Here is a 26,145-nt window from a genome sequence, read left to right as displayed (position 1 = left end):
CGCGTGCCCGACCGACTGCTCGACGCGTCGGTGGTCGAGGCCGCCCGGCGGCTGAGCGGGCGCACCGAGCTCAGGCTCGTGGCCGCCGACGAGCACGCCGTCGACCTGCTCGAGGTCGCCGTGCACGAGAACACCCGGCTCGCCGTGGGTCTGCAGGCCCAGGTCGCCGCCCTCGAGGCTAGCCTGGTGCCCTTGCTGGAGAGCCTGGAAGGAGACGCCGGTGACGACGCCTGAACCAGGCTCCCAGCGGTCGTGGGCGGGCGTCGTGCCTCAGCTGTCGGTCGTGGTCCCCTGCTTCAACGAGGAGGAGTCGCTGCCCCGCCTGGTCGAGGTGCTGCGGGCCGAGCTCGCCGACCTCGGCACGACCTGGGAGGTGATCCTGGTCGACGACGGCAGCCGCGACCGCACCCTCGAGATGCTGCGCGAGATCTCCGCGGGCGACCCGCGGTTCCGCTACCTGTCGCTGAGCCGCAACTTCGGCAAGGAGTCGGCCATGCTGGCCGGTCTCAGCTGGGCCGACGGCGACCGGGTCGCCATCCTCGACGCCGACCTGCAGCACCCGCCCCACCTGCTGGCCGAGATGATGCCCAAGCTCGACGAGGGCTACCACCAGGTGATCGCCCGCCGCACCCGCACCGACGACCCCGTCGTCCGCACCGCGTTGTCGCGCCTCTACTACAAGCTCATCAACCGGATGATCGAGATCGAGCTCGAGGACGGCGTCGGCGACTTCCGCGTGCTCAGCCGCCCCGCCGTCGACGCCCTGCTGACCCTCGGCGAGACCAACCGGTTCTCCAAGGGCCTGTTTGCCTGGATCGGGTTCCCGACGGCGATCATCGACTACGAGAACGTCTCGCGCGAGGCGGGCGCCACCAAGTGGAGCATGCGCGCGCTGTTCAACTACGGCATCGACGGCGTGGTGTCGTTCAACTACCGCCCGCTGCGGATCTCGCTGTGGATCGGCATCCTCGTCACCGTGGTCGCGTTCGGCTACGCCCTGACGGTGCTCGTCCAGGCCGCGGTCGGGGGCGTCGACTCCCCGGGCTACGTCACGTTGATCTGCGCGATCACGGGGTTCGGCGGCCTGCAGATGATCCTGCTCGGCGTGATCGGCGAGTACCTCGGCCGGATCTACGCCGAGACCAAGCGGCGTCCGCTCTTCCTGCTGCGCGAGAGCAGCGCGGGCCCGGCGGCGACGCCGGTGACGTTGCCGATCGGCCAGGTCTCGCGGCTGCCGCGCGACCTGCTCCACGCGCCGGCCGGCGCCGAGCGCAAGGACCACGCGTGACCACGACCGTCCCCGAGGCCCGCGCGGCCGCCCCCCGGCGCGCCGAGGCCCCCGTCGAGCGCGCGTCGTGGCGCTGGCCCGCACTGGTGGCGGGGGTGACGGCGCTCTACGGCCTGGTGCCCTTCGTGCTGCACCACCAGTTCTACCAACGCGGTGACACCGCCGCGCAGTTCGCGCCCACCTGGTACCACCTGGGCCAGATGGTCCGCGACGGCGCCTACCCGCCGGTGCTCGACCCCGACGCCTGGCAGGGCGGCAACTACGCGGCCGAGGGCCTGCACGGTGTCTACAACCCGCTCAACGTCGTGGTCTGGCTGTTCGTGTCGATGGCTCCCGACCTGCTGGTCGCCACCATGCTGGTCAAGCTGACCCTGATGGTGGCCCTCGCCCTCGGGACCTACGCCCTGGCCCGCGAGTACGCCGCCGAGCCGTGGGCCGCCGCGGTCGTGGCCACCGCCCTGCCGTTCTCCGGCTTCACCCTCTACTGGGACGCCGGGTCGTGGCCGTCGGGACTGATGGCGCTCGCCTACACGCCGTGGGTGTGGCTGATGCTGCGTCGCGTGCTGCGTGGGGCCTCCAACCCGCTGTGGGCCTTCGTGGTCGGCGCGCTCGCCGTCACGGCCGGCAACCCCTACGGCACGCTGGCGGTCGTCGTCGTCGGGTTCGCGCTGGTGGTCGAGGGCGTGCTGAGCCGCTCGCGCGTCGACGTACGCCGCCTGGTGCTGACCGGCCTGTGCATCGGGGCCGTGGTCCCGCTGGTCTTCCTGCCGCTGCTGGCCAACTCCGACCTCGCCGTGCGCTCCAGCGGCGACTTCATCTTCAACAGCGGCAAGATGCGCCCCGAGCTCGGCGACCTGTTCGGGCTGTCCTCGCCGGGCTACGTGCCGGGCGTGGCGGCGATCACCGGGCCGATGAAGGTGCCGGCCACCTACCTGGCCTGGTTCGTGCTGCCGTTGCTGCCGTGGCTGCGCTGGGGTGTCCTGCGGCGCCGGGCCCGTGAGCTCGCAGCGATCGGCGTGGTCACGGGCGGCTACCTCCTGGCGACCATCGGCCCCTCCAAGGTGTGGCTGTTCCGTTGGCCGTTGCGCCTGATCGAGTACGGCTGGCTCGGGCTGCTCCTGGGCCTGGCCGTCGTGCTCAGCCAGGGGCTCGAGCGCACCCACGCGCGCCGTCGCCTCCTCGCCAGCGGTGCGCTGGTGCTGTTCACCGGTTTCCTCACCTGGGCCCAGAACCCCGAGTCGCTCGTGCGTCTCGTCGGGGGTCTCGCGCTCGTGGGGGGAGGGACCGCGGTGGTGCTCGCGCTGCACCTGGCGCGCCGGGCCTCGATGACCGTGCTGGCGCTGGTCCTGGTCGCGGGCACGGGCGCCACGCTGGGCCTGCAGAACGTCTCCTTCGGCGAGAACCAGAGCTCGAGGGTGTGGCACGTCCCCAGCGACGTGTCGGCCCTGCAGTCGCAGTTCGCCGGCTACGAGGGCCGGGTGATGCAGTTCGCCGACCTCAAGCCGCTGCAGAACGCCGGACGCGTCGACGAGCTCGAGCGGCTGTGGCAGTTCTACCTGCCCGGCTCGATGTACCAGGTCGCCGGCGTCGAGGCGGTCAACAACTACACCGGCCTGGGCCTGCGCGACTTCGGCAACCGCTTCTGCATGGAGTACGACGGGCTGAGCCGTCGCTGCGGCTACCAGCAGGTGTGGCCCGCCCGCAACAACGGCCTGCCGTCGCTGGCCGACCAGATGAAGCTGCAGACCGTCGTCGTCCAGCCGCGCCTGGCCCAGGGCATCGTGCCGCCCGCGGGCTGGACCACCGCGGTCGAAAACGCCGACGTCCTGGTCTACACCCGCGACGCGGAGCTGCCCTGGCCCGACTCACGGCTCAGCGTGGTGCCCGGCTCCGCCGAGGTCGCCTCGGCCGAGACCACCGGCCTGACCGCCGAGCGGGTCGACTTCACCAGCACGGGCTCCGGAGGCACGGTCGTGTTCGCCATGCTCGGCTGGGAGGGCTGGTCGGCCCGGCTCGACGGTCGCGAGATCCCCGTACGCCGCACCCAGACCGGGCTCCTCAGCATGGAGCTGCCCCGGGGCAGGTCCGGTGTGCTCGAGCTGTCCTACGCCACCCCCGGCTCGAAGGCCGGCGGGGGGCTGCTGGTGCTGGGGCTCCTCGGGGCTCTCGCGCTGGGTGCCCTGCACCTCCTGCGTGGTCGCAGCGACGACGACGAGGAGGGCGGCGGTCCGGACCCGGTCAGGGCGTCGTCAGCGGCGGCGGGAGGTCGACGCAGGTCCTCGTCGCGTCGCTTCGCAGGACGTAGTCCGACAGCACCGCCCGGTGGTCCGACAGACGGGCCTGCAGCACCGTCGAGCTGACCGCGACGACCGTGCCCGAGCTGTGGAACGCGTAGTCGATCCGGTTGCGTGGAGCACCTGCGGGCACGGTGTCGCCCGGGCCGGACCCCACCTCGGCCCAGGTGTCGGTCAGCACGGAGCGGACGGTGCCGATCTCGGGCGTCGTCGGGCCGGCGTTGAAGTCGCCACCCAGGATCACGGCTCTCGGGTCGGCCCTGACGATCGCGGTGATCCGGCGCACCTGTGCCTGGCGCAGCCCGGGCACCCGACCGGCCTCGAGGTGGGTGTTGTAGAGGCTGACCGGGATGCCGTCGACCACGATCGTCGCGTGGAGCAGGCCGCGCTGCTCCTGCCCCGCGATGTTGGGCAGGGCGACGTTGGTCAGGTCCTTCAGCGGGTAGCGCGACAGGATCGCGGTGCCGTAGGACCCGCCGGCGAGCCCGATGTTGCGACCGAAGCCCCAGGCCATCTGCAGCTGGTCGCCCAGGACGCTCGGCTGGTCGACGCGACCCGTGCGTGCGGTGCCCCGGTCCACCTCCTGCAGCAGCGCGACGTCGGCCCCCGACGACGCGACGAGCCGGGCGATCGGTGCCATGCCGCCGGCCAGCTGCCCGGCCTTGATGTTGAAGACCAGGACCCGCAGGCGGGCCTCGTCCTGGTCGGACACGCACACCGGGGTCGACCCGGGTCCGGGTGCGGGGGCCTGACCCCCGCCGGCCGCCGGGGCGGGCGCGATCGGCGGCTGCTGGTCGGGGACCGCCGGGGGAGTCGTGCCCGGCGGGACGCCGGTGGGCTGAAGGCCCGCCGACGGGGAGCCCGAGACGTCACCCATCACCGCCAGCACCACGACGACCAGGATCAGCAGGGCCACCAGGACCCCCGTCGTCGCCGTGACCGCGTGGGGTCGCTCCTGTGCTCCGGGGCCGTCCACCTCGTCAGGGTAAGGCCAACCAGCCGTGCCGGTACGGCGCACGACGTGGTTGAGTGGACGCCGATGGACACGAAGGCGCGGCCCCAGCTGCTGTTGCACGTCGGCGCGATGAAGACGGGGACGACCTACGTCCAGAACCTGGTGCACGACCACCGCCGGATGCTCCAGGACGCCGGGTGGTGGGTCCCCGACCAGCGCCGCGTCGTCCAGGCGACCCGCCAGCTGATGGGGGTCGGTGGCGCGGCGGTGGGGTCGTCCCGGCGCCCGGTCGGCACCCTCGCGGACGCCCCGCTGTGGCAGGAGCTGCTCGACGAGGCACGGCGCCGCGCGGCGGCCGGCGCCTCCCGCGGCGTGGTGGTGTCGATGGAGTTCCTGAGCTTCGCCGAGCCGCACGGCGCCGACCTCGTGCGCCACAGCGCCGAGGGTCTCGACCTGCAGGTGGTGCTGACGGTCCGTGACGCCGGCCCGGCGCTGCCCTCGCAGTGGCAGAGCCTGACCCGCAACGGTGCGCAGCTGTCGTGGCCGCAGTTCGCCCGGCAGGCGCGCACGGCCCGCGAGCGCCCCCGGCAACCGGGGGCGAAGGCGTTCCGTCGTACCCAGGACGTGCCGCGGATGCTCGAGGTCTGGTCGGGCGTCACGACCCCGGGCTCGCTGAGGGCCATCACGGTGCCCCGTGGTCCCGGCGTCCCGCGGACGCTGCTGTGGGAGAGGTTCTGCGCGCTCCTCGACCTCGATGCCGCGCTGACCGAGCCCGCCGCGTTCGACAACCCGCAGCTCGGCTACGGGTCCTGCGAGCTGATGCGCCTGGTCAACGCCGCCGACGTCTACCGTGCCGCGCCGCGGTCCTACCGCAAGGTCGTGCGCCGGCTCACCCACGACCACCTGCTGCCGCTGCGCGGTGAGCAGACCCGTCCTCGGCTCGACGAGGCGACCGCGGCGTTCGCCGCCGACCTCAACGCCCGCACGCTCGAGGCGGTCGCCAGGGTCGCGACCCTGGTCGGCGAGCCCTCCGACCTGCCGACCACCGTCGACCCGGCGATGCCGCTCGACCCGGGCGACACGGCGCTCGCGCCGCCGCCCGCGGAGGTGATGCGCGCCGCGGTCGCCCTGCACGCCGGAGCGGTGGCGCTGTGCGACGACCTCGGGCTCGACCTGCCCGCCGAGCTGCGCCATCCGCTGCCGGACGGGGTGACCCCTGCGGTCGCGAAGGTCGCTACCGTCGTCGGTATCGCGATCACCGGTGACGTATCTCACCGTCCGCCCGCACGGTCGGGATGATCCGCCGCTCTACCGTATCCCTCAGACTTACCGACCAGTAACAGCCCGCCGTACCCCACTCGAAAGGACTCATCATGGGTCGCCTCTGCGAGACCGAAGGCCTGAACGAAGACCAGATCCAGATCCTGAAGGCGGTCCGTCAGTTCACCGAGGAGAAGATCCTCCCGGTCGCCACGGAGCTCGAGCACGCCGACGAGTACCCCCAGGAGATCGTCGACGGCCTCAAGGAGCTCGGCATCTTCGGGCTGATGATCCCCGAGGAGTACGACGGGCTGGGCGAGTCGCTGCTCACCTACGCGCTGTGCGTCGAGGAGATCGCCCGCGGCTGGATGAGCGTCTCGGGCGTCATCAACACCCACTTCATCGTGGCCTACATGCTCATGCAGCACGGCACCGAGGAGCAGAAGAAGAGATACCTGCCCCGGATGGCCACCGGCGAGGTCCGTGGCGCGTTCTCGATGTCCGAGCCCGGCCTGGGCTCCGACGTTGCGGCGATCAGGACCAAGGCCGTCAAGGACGGCGACGACTACGTCATCGACGGCCAGAAGATGTGGCTGACCAACGGTGGCTCCTCCACTCTGGTCGCCTGCCTGGTCAAGTCCGACGAGGGCTCCGACAGCGTCTACAAGAACATGACGACCTTCCTGCTCGAGAAGGAGGCCGGCTTCGGCGAGACCGCTCCCGGCCTGACCATCCCGGGCAAGATCGACAAGATGGGCTACAAGGGCGTCGACACCACCGAGATGGTCCTCGAGGGCCACCGGGTCTCGGCCGACCAGGTCCTGGGCGGGGTGCCCGGCAAGGGCTTCTACCAGATGATGGACGGCGTCGAGGTCGGCCGCGTCAACGTCGCGGCCCGCGCCTGCGGCATCGCCAACCGCGCCTTCGAGCTCGCCATCGCCTACGCCCAGACCCGCGAGACCTTCGGCAAGCCGATCGCCGAGCACCAGGCCATCTTGTTCCGCCTGGCCGAGATGGCCACCAAGGTCGAGGCCGCCCACGCGATGATGGTCAAGTCCGCGCGCATCAAGGACAAGGGCGAGCGCAACGACGTCGAGGCCGGCATGGCCAAGTTCCTCGCCGCCGAGTACTGCAACGAGGTCGTCCAGGACTCCTTCCGGATCCACGGTGGCTACGGCTACTCCAAGGAGTACGAGATCGAGCGCCTCTACCGCGAGGCCGCCTTCATGCTCATCGGTGAGGGCACCGCCGACATCCAGAAGATGATCATCGGTCGCTCGCTCCTGAAGGACTACAAGCTCAAGGGCTGACGCCTGACGCCACCACACGTCGGTCGAGGAGCTCGCGCCAGCAGAACCTCCTCGACCGACGTGTGGTCGGCAGGGTCCTGCTGGCAGGGTGTGGCCCATGGACCTGGAGGCAGCCTTGCGTGCCCAGGCGCAGGCCTGCGCCGCCCTCGGCTCGCCGATGTACGCCGACCTGCTGGGTCGCGTGGCCGACGCCGTCGCGGCCGGTGGCAGGGCCGCAGCGCCGTTCACACGGGTGCTGGCCGGGTACGAGGACGCGTCGGGGCCCTCGGGGCTCGCGCTGCGGCTGGCGGGCTCGGTGCACCGGCTGGTGCTGGAGCGTCGGGCGGGGGCACTGGCGGCCTACTACCCGAGCGTGGGCGGCACCTGGGAGCCCGAGGGCTGCTGGGCGGCGTTCGTCGGCCTCGTGGCCGACGAGCCCGACGCTGTGCGCGAGTGGCTGGACCGGCCACCGCAGACCAACGAGGTCGGCCGGTCCGCGGCGCTGACCGCGGGCCTCCTCGAGGTCACGCGCGCTACCGGGCTGCCGGTGCGCCTGGTCGAGATCGGCTCGTCGGGCGGGCTCAACCTGCTCGCCGACCGCTTCTGCTACGTCGACGAGCACGGCCGCGTCCACGGTGACGAGGCGTCGCCGGTGCGTCTTGACGGTGCGTGGACCGGCCCCGGGCCCTGGACCGACGGCACCGACGGCCGGCCCGCCGTCTGGCCGACCGTGGTCGAGCGCACCGGCAGCGACGTCAGGCCGGTCGACGTCACCACGACCGCGGGCCGGCTCGCGCTGACGGCGTACGTCTGGCCCGACATGACCGCGCGACACGAACGCCTGCGCGGTGCGCTGCGCCTCGCGGCCGAGACCCCGGTGACCGTGCGCACCCAGGGCGCCGGCGACCTGGTCGACGGCCTCGCGCCGGTCGAGGGGACCGTCACGGTCCTGTGGCACAGCGTGATGTGGCAGTACCTCGACCGCGACGAGCAGGAGCGCGTGCTCGCGCGCCTCGACGACGTCGGCGCGCAGGCCACGCCCGGGGCGCCCCTGGCCCACCTGTCCCTCGAGCCGCGCCGGCGCCGGCGCGACGACGACCACGCGTTCTGGCTCGTCCTGCGCACGTGGCCCGGCGGCGAGACCCGCTTCCTGGCGCGCTCGCGCGGGCACGGGGTGCCGGTCGACTGGGTCGACGGGACGGCCGGGTGACAGCGCTGCCGCGGGTCGTCCTGCACGTCGGCGCACCCAAGTCCGGCACGACCTACGTGCAGAGCCGGATGCAGCGCAACCACGACACCCTGCTCGCGCACGGCGTCCTGGTGCCGCAGGGGAGCAGCGAGGACGGCCCGGCCACCTTGATGTTCCGCGCGGCGCTCGACCTCACCGGCATCCGGCTGCACCGCGGTCGTGCCTACACCGACGGCCGGTGGGACCGCCTGGTCGAGGCGACCCGGGCCCACCCGGGGACGACCTGGATCAGCGACGAGGCCTTCGTGCGCGCCGACGACGCCGCCGCCGCGCGCGCGGTGCGTGAGCTCGGCGGCGACGGCGCGGCCGAGGTGCACGTCGTCTACACCGCACGCGACCTCGGTCGTGCGCTGGTGTCGGCCTGGCTCGAGAACCTCAAGCACGGTGGGTCCGAGCCCTTCGCCAAATTCCTCGAGCGGGCGCGCACGGGTGGGCTCAAGGTCCTGCGCGGCTTCGCGCTCGACACGGTGCTCGGGCGCTGGGCGGGCGCGGTCGGCGACCCGGCGAGGGTCCACCTCGTCACGCTGCCGCCCGAGGGCGGGGACCGGACGCTGCTGTGGACCCGCTTCCTCGCGGTGGCGCGGGTCGACGCGGCGTGGGCGCCGCTCGAGGCGGTGCGGACCAACGACTCGGTCGGCTTGGCGGAGGCGCAGTTCCTGCGCGCCCTCAACGAGCGGCTGGGCGGGGCCGCGCGGCGCGGTGGGCCGCTGCACGCCGCGGTCCGCGACGTCGTCGTCAGCCGCGGGCTCTCGCCGCGCAGCGCCACGACCTCGGCGAAGGTGCGCCTGGACCCCCGCCACGAGCCGTGGGTCGGTGCGCTGACCGAGCGGTGGACCGCCTGGGTGCGCGCGTCCGGCATCGACGTCGTCGGCGACCTCGCCGAGCTCGCGACGGTCCCGCTCGACCCCGCCGCCTGGGCCGACCCCGACGTCGTGGTGCCCGACGCCCTGGCGGCCGCCGACGCCGCGCTGGACGCGGTACGCCGGGCGCGCCGGCGCGCGGGTGGTGCGTAGGGTCAGGGCCATGATCGTCGCGGTCAGCACCGTCAAGGACACAGCGGACAACGTCCGCCGTTTCGTCTCCCGCAACCTGGCCAACGGCATCGACCACCTGGTGGTGTTCACCGAGGAGACCGGACCCGAGGCCGAGGGCGTGCTCGACCAGCACCCGGCCGTGACCCACGTGCGCACCGGTGGCACGTGGTGGCCCGAGCGGCCCGGCGACCTCAACATCCGCCAGCGCGCCAACGCCAACCTGGCCCGGGTCCTGCTGGCCCCCTTCGACTGGGCCGAGTGGCTGGTGCACGTCGACGGTGACGAGGTCGCGCTCGTCGACCGCGCGATCGTCTCCGCCCTGCCCGCCGACCAGCCGTCGTTCCGGATGGAGCCGCTGGAGGCCGTGTCGCGCGTGACCTGGCCCGAGGGCGAGGTCACCCACTTCAAGCGACTCCTCGAGCGCCGTGAGCTCGTGCTGCTCTCGGTGCTCGGGCTGGTCGAGTCGCCCAGCAACAAGGCCTACTTCCACGGTCACGTCCGGGGCAAGGTCGGGGTCCGCGTCGGCACCGACCACCGCATCGGCCTGCACACGGTCAAGCGCGGCGACGGCACCTTCACCAAGACCGTCCGCACCCCCGGGCTCGCGGTGCTGCACTACGACTCGGCGACGGCCGAGGAGTTCGTCCGCAAGTTCATGACCCTGGCGGGCTCGGGGTCCCGCGCCGTCTACCGCACGAGCCGGATCCCGGTGGTCAACGCGTTGCGGACCCTGGCCGCGATGGACCTCGACGACGCCGTGCGTGCCCGCTACCTCCGCCGCGTCTACGAGCTGACGACCATGGAGGACTTCGACACCCTCGACGACCTGGGTCTGTTGCGGGAGGTCCGGCCGGACGCCGGTGGTCACGTCCCCGAGACCCCGCCCGCCGCCGACCTCACGGCCTTCTCCGCGCTGCTCGAGGCGGCCGCGACCCAGCCGCGCACCTCGCTCGACCTCGACCACCCGGAGGGCGGCTACGACGTCCTGCGTGCCGCCCTGTCGGTGACCGGGGTCCCGGCCGGTCGGGCGGCCACCGTGCTCGAGGAGGTCGCGGCCAAGGTCGCCGTCACCGGCAGCAGCGACAGCGACCGGGCCCGGGCGGGCGCCGAGGCGGCGCCCGGCACGTCGCGCCCGGGCGTCCTGCGCCCGCGCAGGCGCAAGCGGTCGGGGCCGTCCTGACCCCTGCCTGCTCCCTGACCCGGAGCGCGACCCGCAGCCCGACCCGGAGCGCAACCCGGTCGACGTGGGGCCCTGCGGCTGCGATGGTGGACGACATGACCGACTCGAACGAGGACCTGAAGGCCAAGATGCGCGAGGCGCTCGATCGCAAGAACCGCAAGGAGAGGGGCGTCCACCAGGACGGTCCTGTCCACGAGAAGGCCCACGGCTCCGAGGTCGCCGCCGGCGGACCCAAGGTGCACCGCCGCAAGGCGGGCGGCGGCGGGGCCTGACGAGGAGCGCGACCGGACCCCGGACCTCCGCGCCGGGTGTCGATCCCCCCTGCCAGACTGCTGCGTCGTACCCCAGACGAAGGAGACAGTCGTGCAGTTCGGTCGTAGCTACGAGGAGTTCGAGGTCGGTGCGACCTACAAGCACTGGCCCGGCAAGACGGTCACCGAGTACGACGACCACCTCTTCTGCCTGCTGACGATGAACCACCACCCGCTCCACCTCGACGTCAACTACGCGGGGGAGACCACGCAGTTCGGCAAGAACGTCGTGGTCGGCAACTACGTCTACTCGATCCTGCTGGGCATGTCGGTCGCCGACATCTCGGGCAAGGCCATCGCCAACCTCGAGGTCGAGTCGCTGCGCCACGTCGCGCCGACCTTCCACGGCGACACGCTCTACGGCGAGACGACCGTGCTCGACAAGACCGAGAGCAAGAGCAAGGACGACCGCGGCGTCGTCCACGTCGAGACCATCGGCTACAACCAGGACGGCAAGGTCGTGTGCATCTTCCGCCGCAAGGTGATGGTGCCCAAGAACAGCTACCTCGAGCAGCGTGGTGGCGAGCAGCCCGGGCGTCCGGTGCCGCAGCCGGACAAGAACTGGCCTGGACCGGCCGCGACGTAGTTTCCGGGTTCTCCGGCGGGGGTCGGTCCGAGTCCGCGACGATGCGCGCATGGCCCGAACCGCGCAGGAGCTGAGGAAACGCACGACCAAGGCAGTCGCCACCCGGGCCGCGGCCCAGGCCAAGCCGGGTCAGCAGGCCAGCCGGCCGTCGTCCCGGCTGCGCGACCGCCTGCGCTACGGCTTCGACAACTCGATGTCGCGCGGCACGCCCGCGCTGGTCGCCTGGCTGGGCGCGATCACCCTCGTGCTGATCGTGGTGTTCGCGGTGATCACCACCGTCACCGGGCTGCGCGGCAAGGGGGCCGACCAGGGGTTCTGGAAGGAACTGTTCTACAGCCTCAACCACGCCCTCGACGCCGGCTTCGTCGGCGGCGACACGGGATCCTGGCAGTTCCTGCTCACGATGCTGGTCCTCACCCTGGCGGGCCTGTTCATCGTCAGCGCCCTGATCGGTGTGATCGCCGCCGGCATCGACGAGAAGCTCGCCGAGCTGCGCCGCGGCCGCTCGGTGGTGATCGAGGCCGACCACACCGTCATCCTCGGCTGGTCGGACTCGATCTTCACCATCATCAGCGAGCTGACGATCGCCAACGAGAGCCGGCGCAAGCCGGTCGTCGTGGTGCTCGCGCCGCGCGACAAGGTGGAGATGGAGGACGAGATCCGCGCCAAGGTGCCCGACCTGCGCGGCACCCGCGTCATCTGCCGCTCCGGGTCGCCGATGGACATCGACGACCTGCGCCTGAGCAGCCACACCACCGCCCGCTCGGTCATCCTGCTGGCCCCCGACTCCGAGGACCCCGACAGCGAGGTCATCAAGTCGCTGCTTGCCCTGACCCACACCGAGGGCGAGGGCGACGCGGGGGCGGGGCCGCGCATCGTGGCCGAGATCCGCAATCCCTCCAACCTCGAGGCCGCCCGCCTGGTCGGCACCGACCGCACGGTTCTGCTCGACATCCGCGAGACCGTGGCCAAGCTGCTCGTGCAGACGTCGCGGCAGTCGGGGGCCGCCGCGGTCTACATCGAGCTGTTCGACTACGACGGCGACGAGATCTACTTCCTCGACGAGCACGACCTGGCCGACCAGACCTACGCCCAGGCCCAGCTGGCCTTCGAGGAGGCGACGGTCATCGGCTTCGTCGACCCCGACGGTGCGGGCGGTCCGGTGCTCAACCCGCCGCCCGACACGCTCGTCGGAGCGCGCACGCTGGTGCTGGTCGCCGAGGACGACGAGGGCCTCGGCGCCGCGCGCTCGTCGGCCCGCCCCGACCTCGGCGCGCTCGGCACGGCGGTCGAGGTCGAGCCCGAGCCCACCCAGGCCCTGTTGATCGGCTGGAACGAGCGGGCGCCGATCGTGCTGCGCGAGCTCGACAAGTACGCGCCGGCGGGCTCGACGCTCACCGTGCTCACGGCCTACGACGACCACGTCGCCGCCGAGCTGCCGCGGCTCGAGCGCCTGGCCGTCACCGTCGAGGCCGGGCCCACCACCGACCGCGCCACCCTCGACCGCCACGTGACGGCCGACCTCGACCAGGTGATGGTGCTGTGCTACTCCGAGCACCTCGGGCAGCAGGCCGCCGACGCCAAGACCCTCGTCACCCTGCTGCACGTGCGCGACATCCTCGGCCGGCTCGGCGTCGCGACCCCGGTCGTCAGCGAGATGCTCGACGACCGCAACCGGGTGCTCGCCCAGGTCGCCCACGTCGACGACGTCGTCGTCAGCGGCGAGATCATCAGCCTGCTCGTCACCCAGCTGTCGGAGGACCAGCGGCTCGAGGCGGTCTTCGACCAGCTCCTCGGCGACGAGGGCGCCGAGGTCTACCTGCGACCGGCCGACCTCTACGTTCGCCCGGGCCAGGTCGTCTGGGCCACGGTCGTCGCCGGGGCCAGCCGCCGCGGCGAGACCGCGATCGGCTTCAAGACCGGCCAGGACGTCGTCGTCAACCCCGACAAGTCGACCGTGCTCGACGTGGGGGCGGGGGACCGCGTGGTCGTGCTGGCAGACTGCTGAGGGTGTCTGAGCAACCCGCCGAGCTCTGGATCGTCCGCCACGGCCCGACGGAGTGGAGTCGTTCCGGGCGCCACACCTCGGCCACCGACCTGCCGCTGCTGCCCGAGGGCGAGGACGACGCCCGCGCCCTCGCCGGCCGGCTCGCCGACCTCGACCCGGTGCTGGTGCTGACCAGCCCGCGGCTGCGCGCCCGTCGTACGGCGGAGCTGGCGGGGTTTGCCGACGCGATCGTCGACGACGACCTCACCGAGTGGGGCTACGGCGACTACGAGGGCATCACGACCGACGAGATCCGCGAGAGCGTGCCCGGGTGGAGCATCTGGACCGACCCGTGCCCCGGCGGTGAGACCGCCGCGCAGGTGGGGGAGCGTCTGGACCGCGTGGTCGACCGGGCGCGCCGCGCCGACGGCCCCGTCCTCGCCTTCGCCCACGGTCACTCCCTGCGCGTGCTCGCCGCGCGCTGGCTCGGGCTCCCGGTCTCGGAAGGGCGGCTGTTCCGCCTCGACACCGCGACCGTGTCGGTGCTGGGCTCGGAGCGCGAGCGGCCGGTCGTCCTGCGCTGGAACTCTTGACGGACCCCGGTGCCACCGCGACGGTAGGAGTCATGTCGCTCAGGGTCGGATGTCCCCGCTGCGCCGCGCCGGTCGCCGAGACCGAGGCCGGCTGGGTCTGCGTCGAGCACGGGGTGATCGAGCCCCTGTGGCGACCCGCGGAGGTGACCTACGAGGCCTTCGCCGACCACCTGCGCCGCTCGGCCTCGATGCCGACCTACCTGCCGTGGCCGTTGAGCCCGGGCTGGAGCGTCAGCGACTTCGCGGCGGTCGGCGCCGACCCCGAGCGGGCCCGCGCCACGATGACCTGCACCTCGGGTCCGAGCGCGCTCGACGGCCCGGTCGACGTGATCGCGATCGCCGAGGAGGCCGGGACCGGTCTCGGGGCCCGGGTGGCCGGCACCGTCCACGGCGACCCCGGGCCCGACATCGGCGACGGCCCACCGAGCGTGCGGGTCCGCATCGAGCGCCAGGTCGTGCCCCTGTGGCCGATCTCGACCAGCGCGGCCTGCGACGAGTGGGACCGCTCCGTGGTCGTGGGCGAGGCGGCCGGCCGGTGGCTGTGGCTGGTCCTGCGACCGGCCTCGGCGATGCTGCTGCTGCGCGACGACTGGATCCTGCGCGACGCCTCCCAGTCCGGCCCCCACCTCGTCGAGCTCCCCTTCGGAGGTCCGGCCCCCGCCTGGTGACCCGTCGCGTAGACGCGACGGGTCGACCAAAAATCTCAGCGAGCCGTCGCGTGGACGCGACGGGTGAGTGTGCGCTCACTCACGGGAGCACGGAATCGGAAGGGCGGCGGGGGTCTCACTAGAGTTGGTCGGTGCGCATCGACCTCCACACCCACTCGGTCGTCAGCGACGGCACGCAGACCCCGACCGAGCTGGTCCACGCGGCACGGGCGGCCGGTCTCGACGTCCTCGCCCTGACCGACCACGACACCGCCGGCGGCTGGGACGAGGCCGCGCTCGCCGCGCAGGAGGTCGGCGTCACGCTGGTGCGGGGCATGGAGATCAGCACCAGCCTGCGCGGTCGCGGCGTGCACCTGCTGGCCTACCTGCCCGACCCGACCCACCCCGGGCTCGCCGCCGAGCTGGCGCAGGTGCTCGACGGCCGCGGCTCGCGCGCGCCCGCCATCATCGCCGCGCTGCAGCGCCTCGGCATCGACCTCACGCCCGACGACATCGCGGCCGAGGTGCCCGGCCGCCCCCACGTCGCCGACGCGCTCGTGCGCAAGGGCGTGGTCGCCTCGCGCGACGAGGCCTTCGCGCGCTACCTCAACCCCGGCCGCCCGGCCTACGTCGACCGGTACGCCGCCCCGCTGGCCACCGCGATCACCCTGGTCGGCCAGGCCGGCGGCGTGGCGGTCATCGCCCACCCGTGGGGTCGCGGCCGTCGTGACTCGCTGCCGGCCACCGAGCTCGAGCGGCTGGCCCGGCTCGGCCTGGCCGGCATCGAGGTCGACCACCAGGACCACGACGACGCCGCACGGTCCGAGCTGCGGGGCATCGCCCGCGACCTCGACCTGGTCGCCACCGGCTCCAGCGACCACCACGGCCTCGGCAAGGTCGACCACGGCCTGGGGGTCAACACCACCGCGGTCGACCAGTACGAGCGCCTCCTGGACCGCGCCGCTGCGGCGGCGGCCGCCTCCGGCCGCACCACGCCCGAGGTCGTCGCGCCATGAGCTCGGTGCTCGACACCGTCCTGCTCGTCGAGGTGTTCGTGACCCTCTTCGTGATCATGGACCCGGTCGGCACCGTGCCGATCTTCTTGTCGCTGACCAGCGGACGCTCGCCGGCCGCGGCCCGGCGCGCGGCCTGGCAGGCCGTCGCGGTCTCGTTCCTGGTGATCACGGTCTTCGCGTTCTTCGGCCAGCAGATCCTGTCCTACCTGCACATCTCGCTGCCCGCGCTGCAGTGCGCGGGCGGCCTGCTGCTGCTGCTCGTCGCCCTCGAGCTGCTGACCGGCAACGAGAAGGAGCCGACCGCCGCCGCCGGCACCAACGTCGCCCTCGTGCCCCTCGGCACCCCGTTGCTGGCCGGTCCCGGTGCGATCGTCGCGACCATGCTGTTCGTCCAGGACGTCGACAGCGCCGCCACGTTCGTCGCCGTGGCGCTCGGCATCGTCGGGGTGCACCTCAGCCTGTGGGCCGCCATGCGCTTCTCGCTGCCGATCCTCAAGGTCATCCGCGAGAGCGGCGTCCTGCTGGTCACCCGCATCGCCGGCCTGCTGCTCTCGGCGATCGCCGTCCAGCTGGTCGCCGACGCCGTCCGTGCGTTCATCGCCGGCGAGGGCTGACCTAGATCCCCCACCCCGATAGTCGTGGACGTTCTGCACGCGTGCAGAACGTCCACGACTATCGGTGGGCGGGTGAATGGGGCCGAGCGACTGCAGCCTCTGCAGCGCCCGCGACGGCACGAGCCGGGTCAGCCCGACGACCGCCTTGTACTGCGCGCCGGGGATCGAGAAGACCCGCCCCTTGTCGAAGTCCTTGAGCGCCTTGTCGACGAGGAAGTCGACGTCGAGCCACATGAAGCTGTCGCCGCGCGTGACCTCCATGCGCTCGTGGAACTCGGTCTTGGTGAACCCCGGGCACAACGACATGACGGTGACGCCCTGCCCGCGGTACTCGTTGGCCGCCCACTCGCTGAAGCTGTTGACCCAGGCCTTGGCGGCGGCGTAGGTGCCGCGGGGGAGGAAGGCCGCGACGCTGGAGACGTTGATGACGCCGCCGCTGCCGCGCTCGGTCATCGGGCCGAGGGCGGCGTGGCTGAGCCGCAGCACGGCGGTGACCAGGACGTCGAGCATCGCGACCTCGTCCTCGACCGGGTTGTCGAGGAACCGCTTTTTCAGGCCGAACCCGGCGTTGTTGACCAGCAGGTCGATCGGCCGGTCGGCGTCGCGCAGCCGCTGCTCGACCAGGGCGACCTGGTCCTTCTCGACGAGGTCGGCCACCAGGGTCTCGACCTGGACCCCGTGGTCGGCGCGCAGGGTGGCGGCGACCTCCTCGAGGCGGGCGCCGTCGCGCGCGACCAGCACCAGGTCGTGGCCGCGGCGGGCCAGGTGGACGGCGAAGGAGTGACCGATGCCGGCGGTGGCGCCGGTGACCAGGGACGTGGGCATGCAGCGATCCAAGCACCCGATCCCGCAGCACGCCGCCCCGCCTGCCGTGTCCCTACGAGGTCGTCGTACGCCGGTCGGGCACAATGGCCCTCGATGAGCCCCAAGAGCACGACCCTCGCGATCGCCAACCAGAAGGGTGGCGTGGCCAAGACGACCAGCGTCGCCTCGATCGGTGCGGCGCTGGCCGAGCTCGGTCACTCCGTGCTCCTGGTCGACCTCGACCCCCAGGCGTGCCTCACCTTCTCGCTCGGCATCGACCCCGAGGACCTCGAGCTCTCGGTCCACCACGTGCTCACCAAGGGCCTCGACCCGACCGAGGTCATCGTCGAGACCGACGACGGTGTCTCGCTGCTGCCCGCCACGATCGAGCTGGCCCGCGCCGAGGCCGACCTGCTGACGCGCACCGGGCGCGAGCACGTCCTGCGCTCGGTGCTCGAGGACCTCGCGGCCAAGGACGTCCACTACGACTGGGTCCTGCTCGACTGTCCGCCCTCGCTCGGCGTGCTCACCGTGGCGGCGCTGACCGCCGCCGACGGCGTCCTGATCCCGCTGCAGTGCGAGACGCTGTCCCACCGTGGTGTCGGCCAGCTGCTCGACACCGTCCACGACGTACGCCGCTTCACCAACCGCGACCTCGCCGTGTGGGGCGTGCTGCCGACCCTCTACGACGGACGCACCACCCACGCCCGCACGGTGCTGGAGACGATCTCGGAGACCTACGACCTCGAGGTCGTCGAGCCGCCGATCCCCAAGACGATCAAGTTCGCCGAGGCCCCCGCGGCCGGACGCTCGATCCTGGCCACCAGCCGCGCCAGCAAGGGCGCCGCGGCCTACCGCGAGGTCGCCCAGAACCTCGTCACCCGAGCGGCGCGGTGAGCCTGCGATGAGCCGGCACCGCGCGACCCCGCCGCCCACCTACCAGACCCGCTACGGGCGGGTGGCCGTGCTCGGGGTCTCCCTGGTGACCACCGCCGTGGCGTTGCTCGGTGGTGTCGGGGTGCTGCCGTCGGCCGCCGACGAGGTGCGCGACGACCCCGACGCCGTGGTCGCTGCCGACCTCTCCCAGGTCGTCGACCGTGCCGACGCCTCTGTGTCGAGCGAGTCGAGCGCGTCGAGCGACCCGCTCGCCGAGGCGCCCACCGAGCAGCCCACCCGGACGCCCACCGACGACACGGGCGTCGAGCCGGCCGACGAGGCCGAGCAGGCCTACCAGGCCGACGTGGCGCTTCCCGCCGACTCGGGTGAGGGCAAGCGCGTCGTCTTCAGCGAGAGCCTGCAACGGGTCTGGCTGGTGGGCGAGGCCGGCAAGATCAAGCGCACCTACCTCGTCTCGGGCAGCCTCACCGACAACCTCGACCCCGGCACCTACCAGGTCTACTCCCGGTCCGAGGACGCCATCGGCATCGACGACTCCGGGACGATGAAGTGGTTCGTCCGCTTCACTCAGGGACCCTCCGGTGCCGCGATCGGCTTCCACACCATCCCCGTCGACGACGGCGAGCGCGTGCAGTCCAAGAGCGACCTCGGCACCCCGCAGTCCCACGGCTGCATCCGTCAGGCCACGGCCGACGCCAAGGCGCTGTGGGCCTTCGCCCCGCTCGGCGCCACCGTCGTCGTGGTGTGACCGCGCGTGCACCACCCCCTCCACACGGTCGCCCTGCTGCTCGTCGTGACGTCGTTCGTCACGGGGTGCGACAGTCAGGACGAGGCGACAACGGCCTGCGACGAGTTCAGCTACCCGACATCCAGCAGTGAGTCTCTGAGGGTCGACCCCTCCGACGTGGGTCCTGGTGACACCTTCGTCCTCAGCGTCCGTGACTCGACGACGGGACCGCTGGACGGCTTCCTGGTCTCCACCGACCCGGCGCAGTGTCGGGTCCTCTACCTCAACACCGACGCCGGCGGCGATCCCGCAGGGTGGGAAGACGTGACCGACGGCCTTCCCGCCCCGCACCCGAAGCCGATGTACGGACCGCCTGGCGTGGCGCCGACGATCCGTCTGCAGGTACCGAACGGCGTGGTACCCGGCGAGTACCTCGTGTGCGGCGCGACGTCGGCGTGCACCGCCCTGACCGTCGAGTAGCGCGGCGCCGGCGTACGAGCACAGGGACCGCGCCGTGGCGCGGTCCCTGCGGAAGAGTGGTGGGGTCAGGCGTCGTGGGACGGGGCCGTGGCGGCGGCGTCCCCACCGGAGGCGCCAGCACCCGAACGGCGACGACGCCGGCGGTTGCGGTTGCCCGAGCCGGCCGGCTTCTCGGCGGTGCCCGGCTCGGTGGTCGCGGCCGCGGCGACGGCCTCGCCGTCACCCGAGCCCGCGCCCGACCCGGCACGCGTCCGGGTGCGGCTGCGCTCGCCACGCTCGCGCGGCTTGCGGTCGCGGTCGCCGTCACGACCGCCCCGGCCCCCACGCCCGCCGTCGCGGTCCTCACGCGGCTTGCGCTCGACCGGCGCGGCGTCGACGATGCGGCCCTTGGTGCCCGGGGCGATGCCTTGGTCGTGGTAGAGGTGCTCGGAGGTCGAGTAGGTCTCCTGGGGCTCGTCGAACGGCAGGTCGAGCGCCTTGTTGATCATCTTCCAGCGGTGCACGTCGGCCCAGTCGACGAAGGTGATCGCGGTGCCGGTGGCCCCGGCGCGACCGGTGCGCCCGATGCGGTGGACGTAGGTCTTGTCGTCCTCGGGGCAGGTGTAGTTGATGACGTGGGAGACACCGGCGACGTCGATGCCGCGGGCGGCGACGTCGGTGGCGACCAGCACGCGGATCTTGTTCTCGCGGAACTTGGTGAGCGCCTTCTCGCGCGCGACCTGAGCCATGTCACCGTGCAGCGGCGAGGCGCTGAAGCCACGCTCGGCGAGGTCGTCGGCGATGCGCTGCGACTGCCGCTTGGTGCGGGTGAAGACGATGATCTTGTCGGCGTCCTCGGCCTGCAGGACCCGACCGATGATCTCGGGCTTGTCGAGGTCGTGGGCCAGGTAGATGAACTGCGCGGTCGCGGGCACCATCGTGGTGTCGTACGACGACTCGGCGCGGATGTTCATCGGGTGGCGCATGTGGGTGCGTGCGAGCGCGACGATGGCGGCCGGCATGGTGGCCGAGAACAGCATCGTCTGCCGGGTCTCGGGGGTCATGCGCAGGATCCGCTCCACGTCGGGCAGGAAGCCCAGGTCGAGCATCTCGTCGGCCTCGTCGAGCACGAGGGCGTGCACGTGCGACAGGTCGAGGGCCTTGCGGTTGGCCAGGTCGATGAGCCGACCGGGCGTGCCGACGACGATGTCGACGCCCTCGACGAGCGCGTCGAGCTGGCCGTCGTAGCCGACGCCGCCGTAGACGGTCAGCACGCGCAGGCCGCGGTCGGCACTGGCGATGGTGAGGTCGCTGGAGACCTGCAGCGCGAGCTCACGGGTCGGGGCGACGATGAGGGCCTGCGGCTTGCCCTGGGGCAGGTCGGCGTAGTCGGGGTCCTTGGGTGACACGCTGCGCTGCAGGACGGGGATGCCGAACGCGAGGGTCTTGCCGGTGCCGGTGCGGGCCTGGCCGATGAGGTCGGTGCCCATCAGGGCGACCGACAGGGTCATCTCCTGGATGGCGAAGGGGTGGACGATGCCGTGACGCTCGAGGGCGTCGCAGATCTCGGCGTGCACGCCGAGGTCGCGGAAGCTGACGACCTCGCGGGCCTCGCGGGTCTCGTTGGCACCGGTCTCGTCGTCGAGCTCGGGGGCCTGGGGTGTCTCGCTGGTCTCGCTGGTATCGCTGGTCACAGGGTTCTGCTTTCGATGAGGTCGGGGAGTCGGAGCCCGGCGCGACGGCGCAGGCAGGCGCATCGTGCGGCCGACTCACGAGAGCAGAGGGTGCGTCAACCGCGCACATACGGGAGCGGGTGACGGCGTGCGTCGCCCTGCTCGTGGCCCGAGTCTATCGGTAGGGTTCGACCATGGCTGAATCTGGCGAGATCGACCCGGGTGTCGCCGGTGAGGACCCCGGCTACCTGGCGGCCGTGATCGACCTGCTCGGGGTCATCTCGTACGGCGAGGTCACCGCCTTCGAGCGGCTCGCCGAGGACGCCAAGCTCGCCCCCACCATGCAGGACAAGATGGCGCTGGCGACGATGGCTGCCACCGAGCTCGGCAAGGTCGCGCCGCTGCACCAGCGGATCGTCGAGCTGGGCGGAGACCCCTACGAGGCCATGGCGCCGTTCGGCCGCGCGATCGACGAGTTCCACCGTCACACCGCGCCCGCGGACTGGCCCGAGGGCCTGGTCAAGGCGTTCGTCGGCGACGGTCTCGCCGACGACTTCTACCGCGAGATCGCAGCCTTCCTCGACCCCGTCACCCGCGACCTGGTCGTCACGTCGATGGACGAGGACGGCGGGCACGCCGTGTTCGTCGTCGACCGGGTCCGCGCGGTCATCGCTGCCGACCCCAAGGTCGGGGGGCGCCTGGCGCTGTGGGGTCGCCGGCTGATGGGCGAGGCCCTCACCCAGGCCCAACGGGTCGCGGCCGACCGCGACTCGCTGACCGCGCTGCTCACCGGTGGCGTCGACCGTCCCGGACTCGACCTGGCGGCCCTGGGGCGGATGTTCACCCGGCTCACCGAGCGGCACGCGGCCCGGATGGCCGAGCTCGGACTCGACAGCTAGTCGCCGAGCGCTAGACGTAGCTCGACGCGGCGTACGACGCGGGCAGGTCGTCGGCGACGGCGCCGCGGGCCACGAGCTCGTCGAGTGCCCGGACCGCGAGGTCGGGGCTGTCGAAGACGTAGGTCGCCAGCAGGACCAGGGTCTTGACCTGCTCCAGCGGCCACGACGGCATCGTGCGCAGGTCGCGCAGGTAGACGGCATCGCCGTCGACGAGCTGGCTGTGGTGGGCGCGGACCCCGGTGGTGGTCGACTGCGAGCCGTGCAGGTGCACGGACTTCTGGAACAGGAACTTGTGCAGGTGGAAGCCCTGCGCCAGCAGCTCCTGGTGCACGTCGGCGAAGGTGGGTGCGTCGCGGTAGAGCGGGAAGAAGCTGACCTCGGGGACGACGCACAGCGCCGTGGCGAGGCGGCGACGGCCGTGGCGGAAGACGTCGAGCTCACCGCCCTGCACGTCGATCTTGAGCAGGTCGAACGCCGGCAGGTCCGGTACGTCGTCGAGCGCAGTGAGGTCGACGGTGAGGGTCTCGCGCAGCTCGGTCCCCACGCGCCACTGCGGGTCGCCGACGAGGTCGATCGTCGTCTCGTCGATGGCGAAGGTCGACGTGAAGCCGCTGCTGCGGAACACGTGGAGCCCGCGTGGTCCGGGGCGGCCGAGGGCGTGCGGGAGGTAGACCTCGCGGGCCGGGTCACGCCCCTGCAGGGCGGCGTACGCCTCGGGCTGCGGCTCGAACCCGATCACCCGGCACTGGTCGAGGCCGAGCAGGCGCGTGTAGGCGGGCAGCTCCAAGGGGTTGGCGCCGACGTCGACGACCACGGCCCGCTCGGTCGGCGCGAGTGATTCGAGCAGGCGTCGTGTCTGCTCGACCGGTCCGAGCGCGGCCAGCCGGTCGAGCACCGCGACGCAGGTGTCGACGAGGGCTCGGGGGAGCTCATCGGAGCTGCCCGAGCCGACGGAGTCCACCAGGAAGCGCCGTGGACCGACCCGTTCCAGTCCCAGGCGGGCCAGGACGGGGGTGTCGACCTGGCAGCGGCTGAGGAGCTCGACCCGCCAGCGGGTGGGTTCGTCGTCGGGGCCGAGGTCGAAGGCCACCGGGGCGCCGTGGACCAGGTAGTCGAGGACCACGACCCGTCCACGGTGGACCCACGCCCGGTGGAAGGTGACCGGGGCCGTCACCCGCCCGGCCAGCGGCGCGGTCGCGTCCCTCAGGGCCGCGGCAGGCCAGGCGGGGTCGGGGCGCCTCATCCGCTCGAGCCGCGCGGGATCAGCTGCGGAAGCCGACCGTGCCGACGACGCCGCCGCCGATCTCGACGTAGGCGATCTTGGCGGCCGGCACGATGACCTTGCGGCCCTTGGTGTCGGTCAGCGTGACGACGCCCTCGCCCGCGACGGCCTCGGCGACGAGCTTCTCGACTGCCTCCGGCGTGTCGTCGGTGTCGACGACGAGCTCACGGGGTGAGTGCTGGACACCGATCTTGACCTCCATGGGAGGACTCCTTCTGTCGTGCGGTCGTGTGTGCGGGGGGTGTCTGTGCAGGTTGGCACAGCGGTGGTCACCGGGTGGTGAGGGGGTGGCCGCCGGCACGGTGGGACGGACCGACGACGGCTCGGCGTCACCCGGGCGCGCGGGGCAGGACACGCGACAGGTGCTGCCGAGCCCGGAGTCGAGCAGTACTCGGCGACGCACGCGGTGGCCCGGGTCCGGAGCCGGGCCCGCGCCGGGGCCCGGGACCAGCCGGGTCGACGCTCAGCTGCGGAAGCCGACGGTCCCGACGGTGTTGGTGCCGATCTCGAGGTAGGCGATCTTGGCGGCGGGGACGACGACCCGCCGACCCTTGGTGTCGCTGAGGGAGAGCACCCCGCCGGCGGCGACGGCGTCGGCCAGGAGCTTCTCGACCGACTCGGCGCTCTCGCCGGTCTCCACGACCAGCTCGCGGGGGCTGTGCTGGATGCCGATCTTGACCTCCACGGCCGGTCTCCTTCAGGTGTGCTGCTCGAGCGGTGCGGGTGGGGGAGGGTGCTAGTCGGTGAGGGGGTAGCCGCGGATGCCGCGCCAGGCCAGGCCCGAGACGAGCGCCACGGCCTGGTCGCGGTCGAGACCGCCGGCCTCGGACAACCAGAACCGCGCACTGACCTGGGACATCCCCACGAGGGAGACCGCCAGCAGGCGCGAGGCCGGGGCGGGCAGGCCGGTGTCGTCGTGGATGACGTCGGCGATCATCGCGGCGCACTCGCTCGTGACCCGCTCGACGTGAGCACGGACCGCGGGCTCGTTGGTCAGGTCGGACTCGAAGACCAGCCGGAACGCCCCGGTCTCGCTGCCGACGTAGTCGAAGAACGCCTCCATGGCCGCGCCCACGCGCTGCTTGTTGTCGTGGGTCGAGCTCAAGGCGATGCGGCAGTTCTCGATGACCGCGTCGCACGAGCTGTCGAGCAGGGCGAGGTAGAGCTCGAGCTTGCCGGGGAAGTGCTGGTAGAGCACGGGCTTGGAGACACCGGCCCGCTCGGCGATGTCGTCCATGGCGGCGGCGTGGTAGCCGTTGTGGACGAACACCTCGAGCGCCGACTCCAGGAGCTGCGCCCGCCGCTCCCGGCGGGGGAGGCGACCGCCGCGCGGACGCGCGGTGTCGAGGTCGGGGGGTGTCGTGGCCACGTCGGAACCTTACCCGCGGGTCCGGATGACGGGACGTGCCACGCCACCCACCGGGCCCACGTGGGAACAATGAGGGTCACGAGGAGCGTTCCAGCAGCTGACCCGTCAGGACCGCACCACCATCAGAGGAGTACACCCGTGAGCCTTCCCGCGCTGGTCGAGCCGGCCGCCGAGCTGACCATCGACGAGGTACGCCGCTACAGCCGCCACCTGATCATCCCCGACGTCGGGATGATCGGGCAGAAGCGGCTCAAGAACGCCAAGGTGCTGGTGATCGGGGCCGGGGGCCTCGGCAGCCCCGCCCTGCTCTACCTCGCGGCGGCCGGCGTCGGCACCCTCGGCATCGCCGAGTTCGACGAGGTCGACGAGTCCAACCTGCAGCGCCAGATCATCCACACGCAGTCCGACATCGGGAAGTCCAAGGCGGTCTCGGCCAAGGAGTCCATCCTCGAGGCCAACCCCTACGTCACCGTCGTGCTGCACGAGGAGCGCCTCGACAACGACAACGTGATGCAGGTCTTCGAGGGCTACGACCTCATCGTCGACGGCACCGACAACTTCGCGACCCGCTACATGGTCAACGACGCGGCGTACTTCCTGAAGATCCCCTACGTGTGGGGCTCGATCTACCGCTTCGACGGCCAGGCGTCGGTCTTCTGGCCGCACTCCGGACCCGAGGCCCCGTGCTACCGCTGCCTGTACCCCGAGCCCCCGCCGCCGGGCATGGTCCCCAGCTGCGCCGAGGGCGGCGTGCTCGGCGTGCTGTGCGCCAGCATCGGCTCCATCCAGGTCAACGAGGCCATCAAGGTCCTCACCGGCATCGGTGATCCCGCCGTCGGCAAGCTCGTCATCTACGACGCCCTCGAGCTGGAGTGGCGCAAGCTCAAGGTCCGCAAGGACCCCGGCTGCGCGCTGTGCGGCGACCACCCCACCGTCACCGGGCTCATCGACTACGACGCCTTCTGCGGTGCGATCTCCGAGGAGGCCGCCGACGCCGCCGCCGGCTCGACGATCTCGGTCACGACCCTCGAGCACATGCTCAAGGAGCGCGAGGAGGGCAGCCGCGACTTCGTCCTGGTCGACGTGCGCGAGCCCAACGAGTTCGAGATCAACCGGATCCCCGGCTCGGTGCTGATCCCCAAGGGCGACTTCCTCAACGGCTCCGCCCTCGAGAAGCTCCCGCCGGTCGACTCCGGCACGCAGGTCGTCATGCACTGCAAGTCCGGCGTCCGCTCCGCCGAGACCCTGGCCATCGTCAAGGGTGCCGGCTACGACGACGCCGTCCACGTCGGCGGTGGCGTGGTGGCCTGGGTCAACCAGGTCGACCCGTCCCAGCCGTCGTACTGAGTCGTCGGGTCGAGGCCGGTGGCCTCGCGCCGCCGCCCCGCACCGCCTGGTAGCGCTGCCGCCGGTCTGGCCCTGCGGGGTCGGGCCGGCGCGGCGGGCCACCGCCCTCGACGTGCGCCGTCGGGTCGACTCGGTCGGTGGCCCGGGCGCCCGGCGGTCGGACCGAGGCCGGTGGCCTCGCGCCGCCGCCCCGCACCGCCTGGTAGCGCTGCCGCCGGTCTGGCCCTGCGGGGTCGGGCCGGCGCGGTGGGCCACCGCCCTCGACGTGCGCCGTCGGGTCGACTCGGTCGGTGGCCCGGGCGCCCGGCGGTCGGACCGAGGCCGGTGGCCTCGCGCCGCCGCCCCGCACCGCCTGGTAGCGCTGCCGCCGGTCTGGCCCTGCGGG

Annotated in this window: 25 protein-coding genes and 1 pseudogene; 19 read left to right on the top strand and 7 right to left on the bottom strand. The window is 72.4% G+C overall.

Features of this window, described 5'->3' with window-relative positions; genetic code table 11:
* Positions 1-3: 3 nt before the first annotated feature.
* Positions 4-234: a hypothetical protein gene (locus tag FZC61_RS09815; protein WP_170286054.1), complete on the top strand. Its 231-nt coding sequence runs from the start codon at positions 4-6 to the stop codon at positions 232-234.
* Between the two features lie 31 nt (positions 235-265).
* On the top strand, positions 266-1,288 hold the full coding sequence (locus FZC61_RS09810) for a glycosyltransferase family 2 protein (protein WP_148613997.1): 1,023 nt from the start codon (positions 266-268) through the stop codon (positions 1,286-1,288).
* A gap of 2,238 nt (positions 1,289-3,526) precedes the next feature.
* Here FZC61_RS09810 and FZC61_RS09805 read toward each other — a convergent pair.
* Positions 3,527-4,558 (bottom strand): endonuclease/exonuclease/phosphatase family protein, encoded by a 1,032-nt coding sequence (locus FZC61_RS09805; RefSeq protein ID WP_148613996.1) that lies wholly within the window; start codon positions 4,556-4,558, stop codon positions 3,527-3,529.
* A gap of 63 nt (positions 4,559-4,621) precedes the next feature.
* Here FZC61_RS09805 and FZC61_RS09800 point away from each other — a divergent pair, with 63 nt between their 5' ends.
* From FZC61_RS09800 to FZC61_RS09750, 12 genes are all read left to right on the top strand, one after another.
* Positions 4,622-5,836 carry a hypothetical protein gene (locus FZC61_RS09800; protein ID WP_148613995.1) on the top strand — a complete coding sequence of 405 codons (1,215 nt, stop codon included), beginning with the start codon at positions 4,622-4,624 and terminating at the stop codon, positions 5,834-5,836.
* A gap of 74 nt (positions 5,837-5,910) precedes the next feature.
* Positions 5,911-7,107: an acyl-CoA dehydrogenase family protein gene (locus FZC61_RS09795; RefSeq protein ID WP_148613994.1), complete on the top strand. Its 1,197-nt coding sequence runs from the start codon at positions 5,911-5,913 to the stop codon at positions 7,105-7,107.
* Between the two features lie 97 nt (positions 7,108-7,204).
* Entirely contained in the window at positions 7,205-8,296 is a 1,092-nt protein-coding gene (locus FZC61_RS09790) for a DUF2332 domain-containing protein (protein ID WP_148613993.1), read from the top strand.
* Positions 8,293-9,348 (top strand): hypothetical protein, encoded by a 1,056-nt coding sequence (locus tag FZC61_RS09785; protein WP_148613992.1) that lies wholly within the window; start codon positions 8,293-8,295, stop codon positions 9,346-9,348. The genes FZC61_RS09790 and FZC61_RS09785 overlap by 4 nt, the downstream gene beginning before the upstream one ends.
* 10 nt (positions 9,349-9,358) lie before the next feature.
* Entirely contained in the window at positions 9,359-10,549 is a 1,191-nt protein-coding gene (locus FZC61_RS09780) for a glycosyltransferase family 2 protein (protein ID WP_148613991.1), read from the top strand.
* 95 nt (positions 10,550-10,644) lie between these two features.
* Positions 10,645-10,821: a DUF5302 domain-containing protein gene (locus tag FZC61_RS23045; RefSeq protein ID WP_170286053.1), complete on the top strand. Its 177-nt coding sequence runs from the start codon at positions 10,645-10,647 to the stop codon at positions 10,819-10,821.
* Between the two features lie 91 nt (positions 10,822-10,912).
* Complete coding sequence (locus FZC61_RS09775) at positions 10,913-11,446, top strand: MaoC family dehydratase (RefSeq protein ID WP_148613990.1); 534 nt, start codon at positions 10,913-10,915, stop codon at positions 11,444-11,446.
* A 49-nt stretch (positions 11,447-11,495) separates the two neighbouring features.
* Positions 11,496-13,454: a CASTOR/POLLUX-related putative ion channel gene (locus tag FZC61_RS09770; protein ID WP_148613989.1), complete on the top strand. Its 1,959-nt coding sequence runs from the start codon at positions 11,496-11,498 to the stop codon at positions 13,452-13,454.
* 2 nt (positions 13,455-13,456) lie between these two features.
* Entirely contained in the window at positions 13,457-14,026 is a 570-nt protein-coding gene (locus FZC61_RS09765; protein WP_148613988.1) for a histidine phosphatase family protein, read from the top strand.
* A 32-nt stretch (positions 14,027-14,058) separates the two neighbouring features.
* Positions 14,059-14,694 carry a DUF6758 family protein gene (locus FZC61_RS09760; protein WP_148613987.1) on the top strand — a complete coding sequence of 212 codons (636 nt, stop codon included), beginning with the start codon at positions 14,059-14,061 and terminating at the stop codon, positions 14,692-14,694.
* Positions 14,695-14,825: 131 nt separating this feature from the next.
* A complete protein-coding gene (locus FZC61_RS09755; protein WP_148613986.1) occupies positions 14,826-15,689 on the top strand; it encodes a PHP domain-containing protein in 864 nt (287 codons plus the stop codon).
* Positions 15,686-16,303: a MarC family protein gene (locus FZC61_RS09750; protein WP_148613985.1), complete on the top strand. Its 618-nt coding sequence runs from the start codon at positions 15,686-15,688 to the stop codon at positions 16,301-16,303. Before FZC61_RS09755 ends, FZC61_RS09750 begins: the two co-directional genes overlap by 4 nt.
* 318 nt (positions 16,304-16,621) lie before the next feature.
* Here the strand turns inward: FZC61_RS09750 and FZC61_RS09745 are convergent.
* Positions 16,622-17,128: pseudogene (locus FZC61_RS09745) on the bottom strand (SDR family NAD(P)-dependent oxidoreductase); the annotation flags it as partial.
* Between the two features lie 93 nt (positions 17,129-17,221).
* Here FZC61_RS09745 and FZC61_RS09740 point away from each other — a divergent pair.
* From FZC61_RS09740 to FZC61_RS09730, 3 genes are read left to right on the top strand one after another with little or no spacing between them, the layout of a single operon-like run.
* Complete coding sequence (locus FZC61_RS09740) at positions 17,222-18,004, top strand: ParA family protein (RefSeq protein WP_148614402.1); 783 nt, start codon at positions 17,222-17,224, stop codon at positions 18,002-18,004.
* A gap of 7 nt (positions 18,005-18,011) precedes the next feature.
* Positions 18,012-18,752 (top strand): L,D-transpeptidase, encoded by a 741-nt coding sequence (locus FZC61_RS09735; protein WP_148613984.1) that lies wholly within the window; start codon positions 18,012-18,014, stop codon positions 18,750-18,752.
* A 45-nt stretch (positions 18,753-18,797) separates the two neighbouring features.
* Positions 18,798-19,211 carry a hypothetical protein gene (locus FZC61_RS09730; protein WP_148613983.1) on the top strand — a complete coding sequence of 138 codons (414 nt, stop codon included), beginning with the start codon at positions 18,798-18,800 and terminating at the stop codon, positions 19,209-19,211.
* Positions 19,212-19,276: 65 nt separating this feature from the next.
* Here FZC61_RS09730 and FZC61_RS09725 read toward each other — a convergent pair whose 3' ends face one another.
* Entirely contained in the window at positions 19,277-20,884 is a 1,608-nt protein-coding gene (locus tag FZC61_RS09725) for a DEAD/DEAH box helicase (protein WP_425465815.1), read from the bottom strand.
* A gap of 173 nt (positions 20,885-21,057) precedes the next feature.
* Between FZC61_RS09725 and FZC61_RS09720 the strand changes: the two genes are divergently transcribed.
* Positions 21,058-21,762 carry a ferritin-like fold-containing protein gene (locus FZC61_RS09720; protein ID WP_148613982.1) on the top strand — a complete coding sequence of 235 codons (705 nt, stop codon included), beginning with the start codon at positions 21,058-21,060 and terminating at the stop codon, positions 21,760-21,762.
* A 10-nt stretch (positions 21,763-21,772) separates the two neighbouring features.
* Here FZC61_RS09720 and FZC61_RS09715 read toward each other — a convergent pair whose 3' ends face one another.
* The 4 genes from FZC61_RS09715 to FZC61_RS09700 all read right to left on the bottom strand — a co-directional run bounded on the left by FZC61_RS09715 (position 21,773) and on the right by FZC61_RS09700 (position 24,413).
* On the bottom strand, positions 21,773-23,005 hold the full coding sequence (locus FZC61_RS09715) for an FkbM family methyltransferase (protein ID WP_148613981.1): 1,233 nt from the start codon (positions 23,003-23,005) through the stop codon (positions 21,773-21,775).
* Positions 23,006-23,024: 19 nt separating this feature from the next.
* Positions 23,025-23,246, bottom strand: a complete 222-nt coding sequence (locus tag FZC61_RS09710) for a DUF3107 domain-containing protein (RefSeq protein WP_148613980.1) — start codon at positions 23,244-23,246, stop codon at positions 23,025-23,027.
* Between the two features lie 261 nt (positions 23,247-23,507).
* Positions 23,508-23,729: a DUF3107 domain-containing protein gene (locus FZC61_RS09705; protein ID WP_148613979.1), complete on the bottom strand. Its 222-nt coding sequence runs from the start codon at positions 23,727-23,729 to the stop codon at positions 23,508-23,510.
* Between the two features lie 51 nt (positions 23,730-23,780).
* Entirely contained in the window at positions 23,781-24,413 is a 633-nt protein-coding gene (locus FZC61_RS09700; RefSeq protein WP_148613978.1) for a TetR/AcrR family transcriptional regulator, read from the bottom strand.
* A gap of 138 nt (positions 24,414-24,551) precedes the next feature.
* On the opposite strand from FZC61_RS09700, the gene moeZ reads away from it, so the two are divergent.
* On the top strand, positions 24,552-25,760 hold the full coding sequence (moeZ, locus tag FZC61_RS09695; protein ID WP_148613977.1) for an adenylyltransferase/sulfurtransferase MoeZ: 1,209 nt from the start codon (positions 24,552-24,554) through the stop codon (positions 25,758-25,760).
* Positions 25,761-26,145 lie beyond the last annotated feature (385 nt).

It is taken from the genome of Nocardioides rubriscoriae (assembly GCF_008087085.1).
GTDB classification, from domain to species: domain Bacteria; phylum Actinomycetota; class Actinomycetes; order Propionibacteriales; family Nocardioidaceae; genus Nocardioides; species Nocardioides rubriscoriae.
The sequence above is the reverse complement of the archived record's forward strand: the minus strand, read 5'-3'. Positions and strand labels throughout refer to the sequence as shown.

Coding starts and splice junctions, on each gene's coding strand:
- FZC61_RS09750 (WP_148613985.1), top strand. CDS start 15,686: ATGAGCTCGGTGCTCGACACCGTCCTGCTCGTCGAGGTGTTCGTGACC.
- FZC61_RS23045 (WP_170286053.1), top strand. CDS start 10,645: ATGACCGACTCGAACGAGGACCTGAAGGCCAAGATGCGCGAGGCGCTC.
- FZC61_RS09720 (WP_148613982.1), top strand. CDS start 21,058: ATGGCTGAATCTGGCGAGATCGACCCGGGTGTCGCCGGTGAGGACCCC.
- FZC61_RS09735 (WP_148613984.1), top strand. CDS start 18,012: ATGAGCCGGCACCGCGCGACCCCGCCGCCCACCTACCAGACCCGCTAC.
- FZC61_RS09795 (WP_148613994.1), top strand. CDS start 5,911: ATGGGTCGCCTCTGCGAGACCGAAGGCCTGAACGAAGACCAGATCCAG.
- FZC61_RS09715 (WP_148613981.1), bottom strand. CDS start 23,005: ATGAGGCGCCCCGACCCCGCCTGGCCTGCCGCGGCCCTGAGGGACGCG.
- FZC61_RS09780 (WP_148613991.1), top strand. CDS start 9,359: ATGATCGTCGCGGTCAGCACCGTCAAGGACACAGCGGACAACGTCCGC.
- FZC61_RS09710 (WP_148613980.1), bottom strand. CDS start 23,246: ATGGAGGTCAAGATCGGTGTCCAGCACTCACCCCGTGAGCTCGTCGTC.
- FZC61_RS09740 (WP_148614402.1), top strand. CDS start 17,222: ATGAGCCCCAAGAGCACGACCCTCGCGATCGCCAACCAGAAGGGTGGC.
- FZC61_RS09760 (WP_148613987.1), top strand. CDS start 14,059: ATGTCGCTCAGGGTCGGATGTCCCCGCTGCGCCGCGCCGGTCGCCGAG.
- FZC61_RS09800 (WP_148613995.1), top strand. CDS start 4,622: ATGGACACGAAGGCGCGGCCCCAGCTGCTGTTGCACGTCGGCGCGATG.
- FZC61_RS09790 (WP_148613993.1), top strand. CDS start 7,205: ATGGACCTGGAGGCAGCCTTGCGTGCCCAGGCGCAGGCCTGCGCCGCC.
- FZC61_RS09770 (WP_148613989.1), top strand. CDS start 11,496: ATGGCCCGAACCGCGCAGGAGCTGAGGAAACGCACGACCAAGGCAGTC.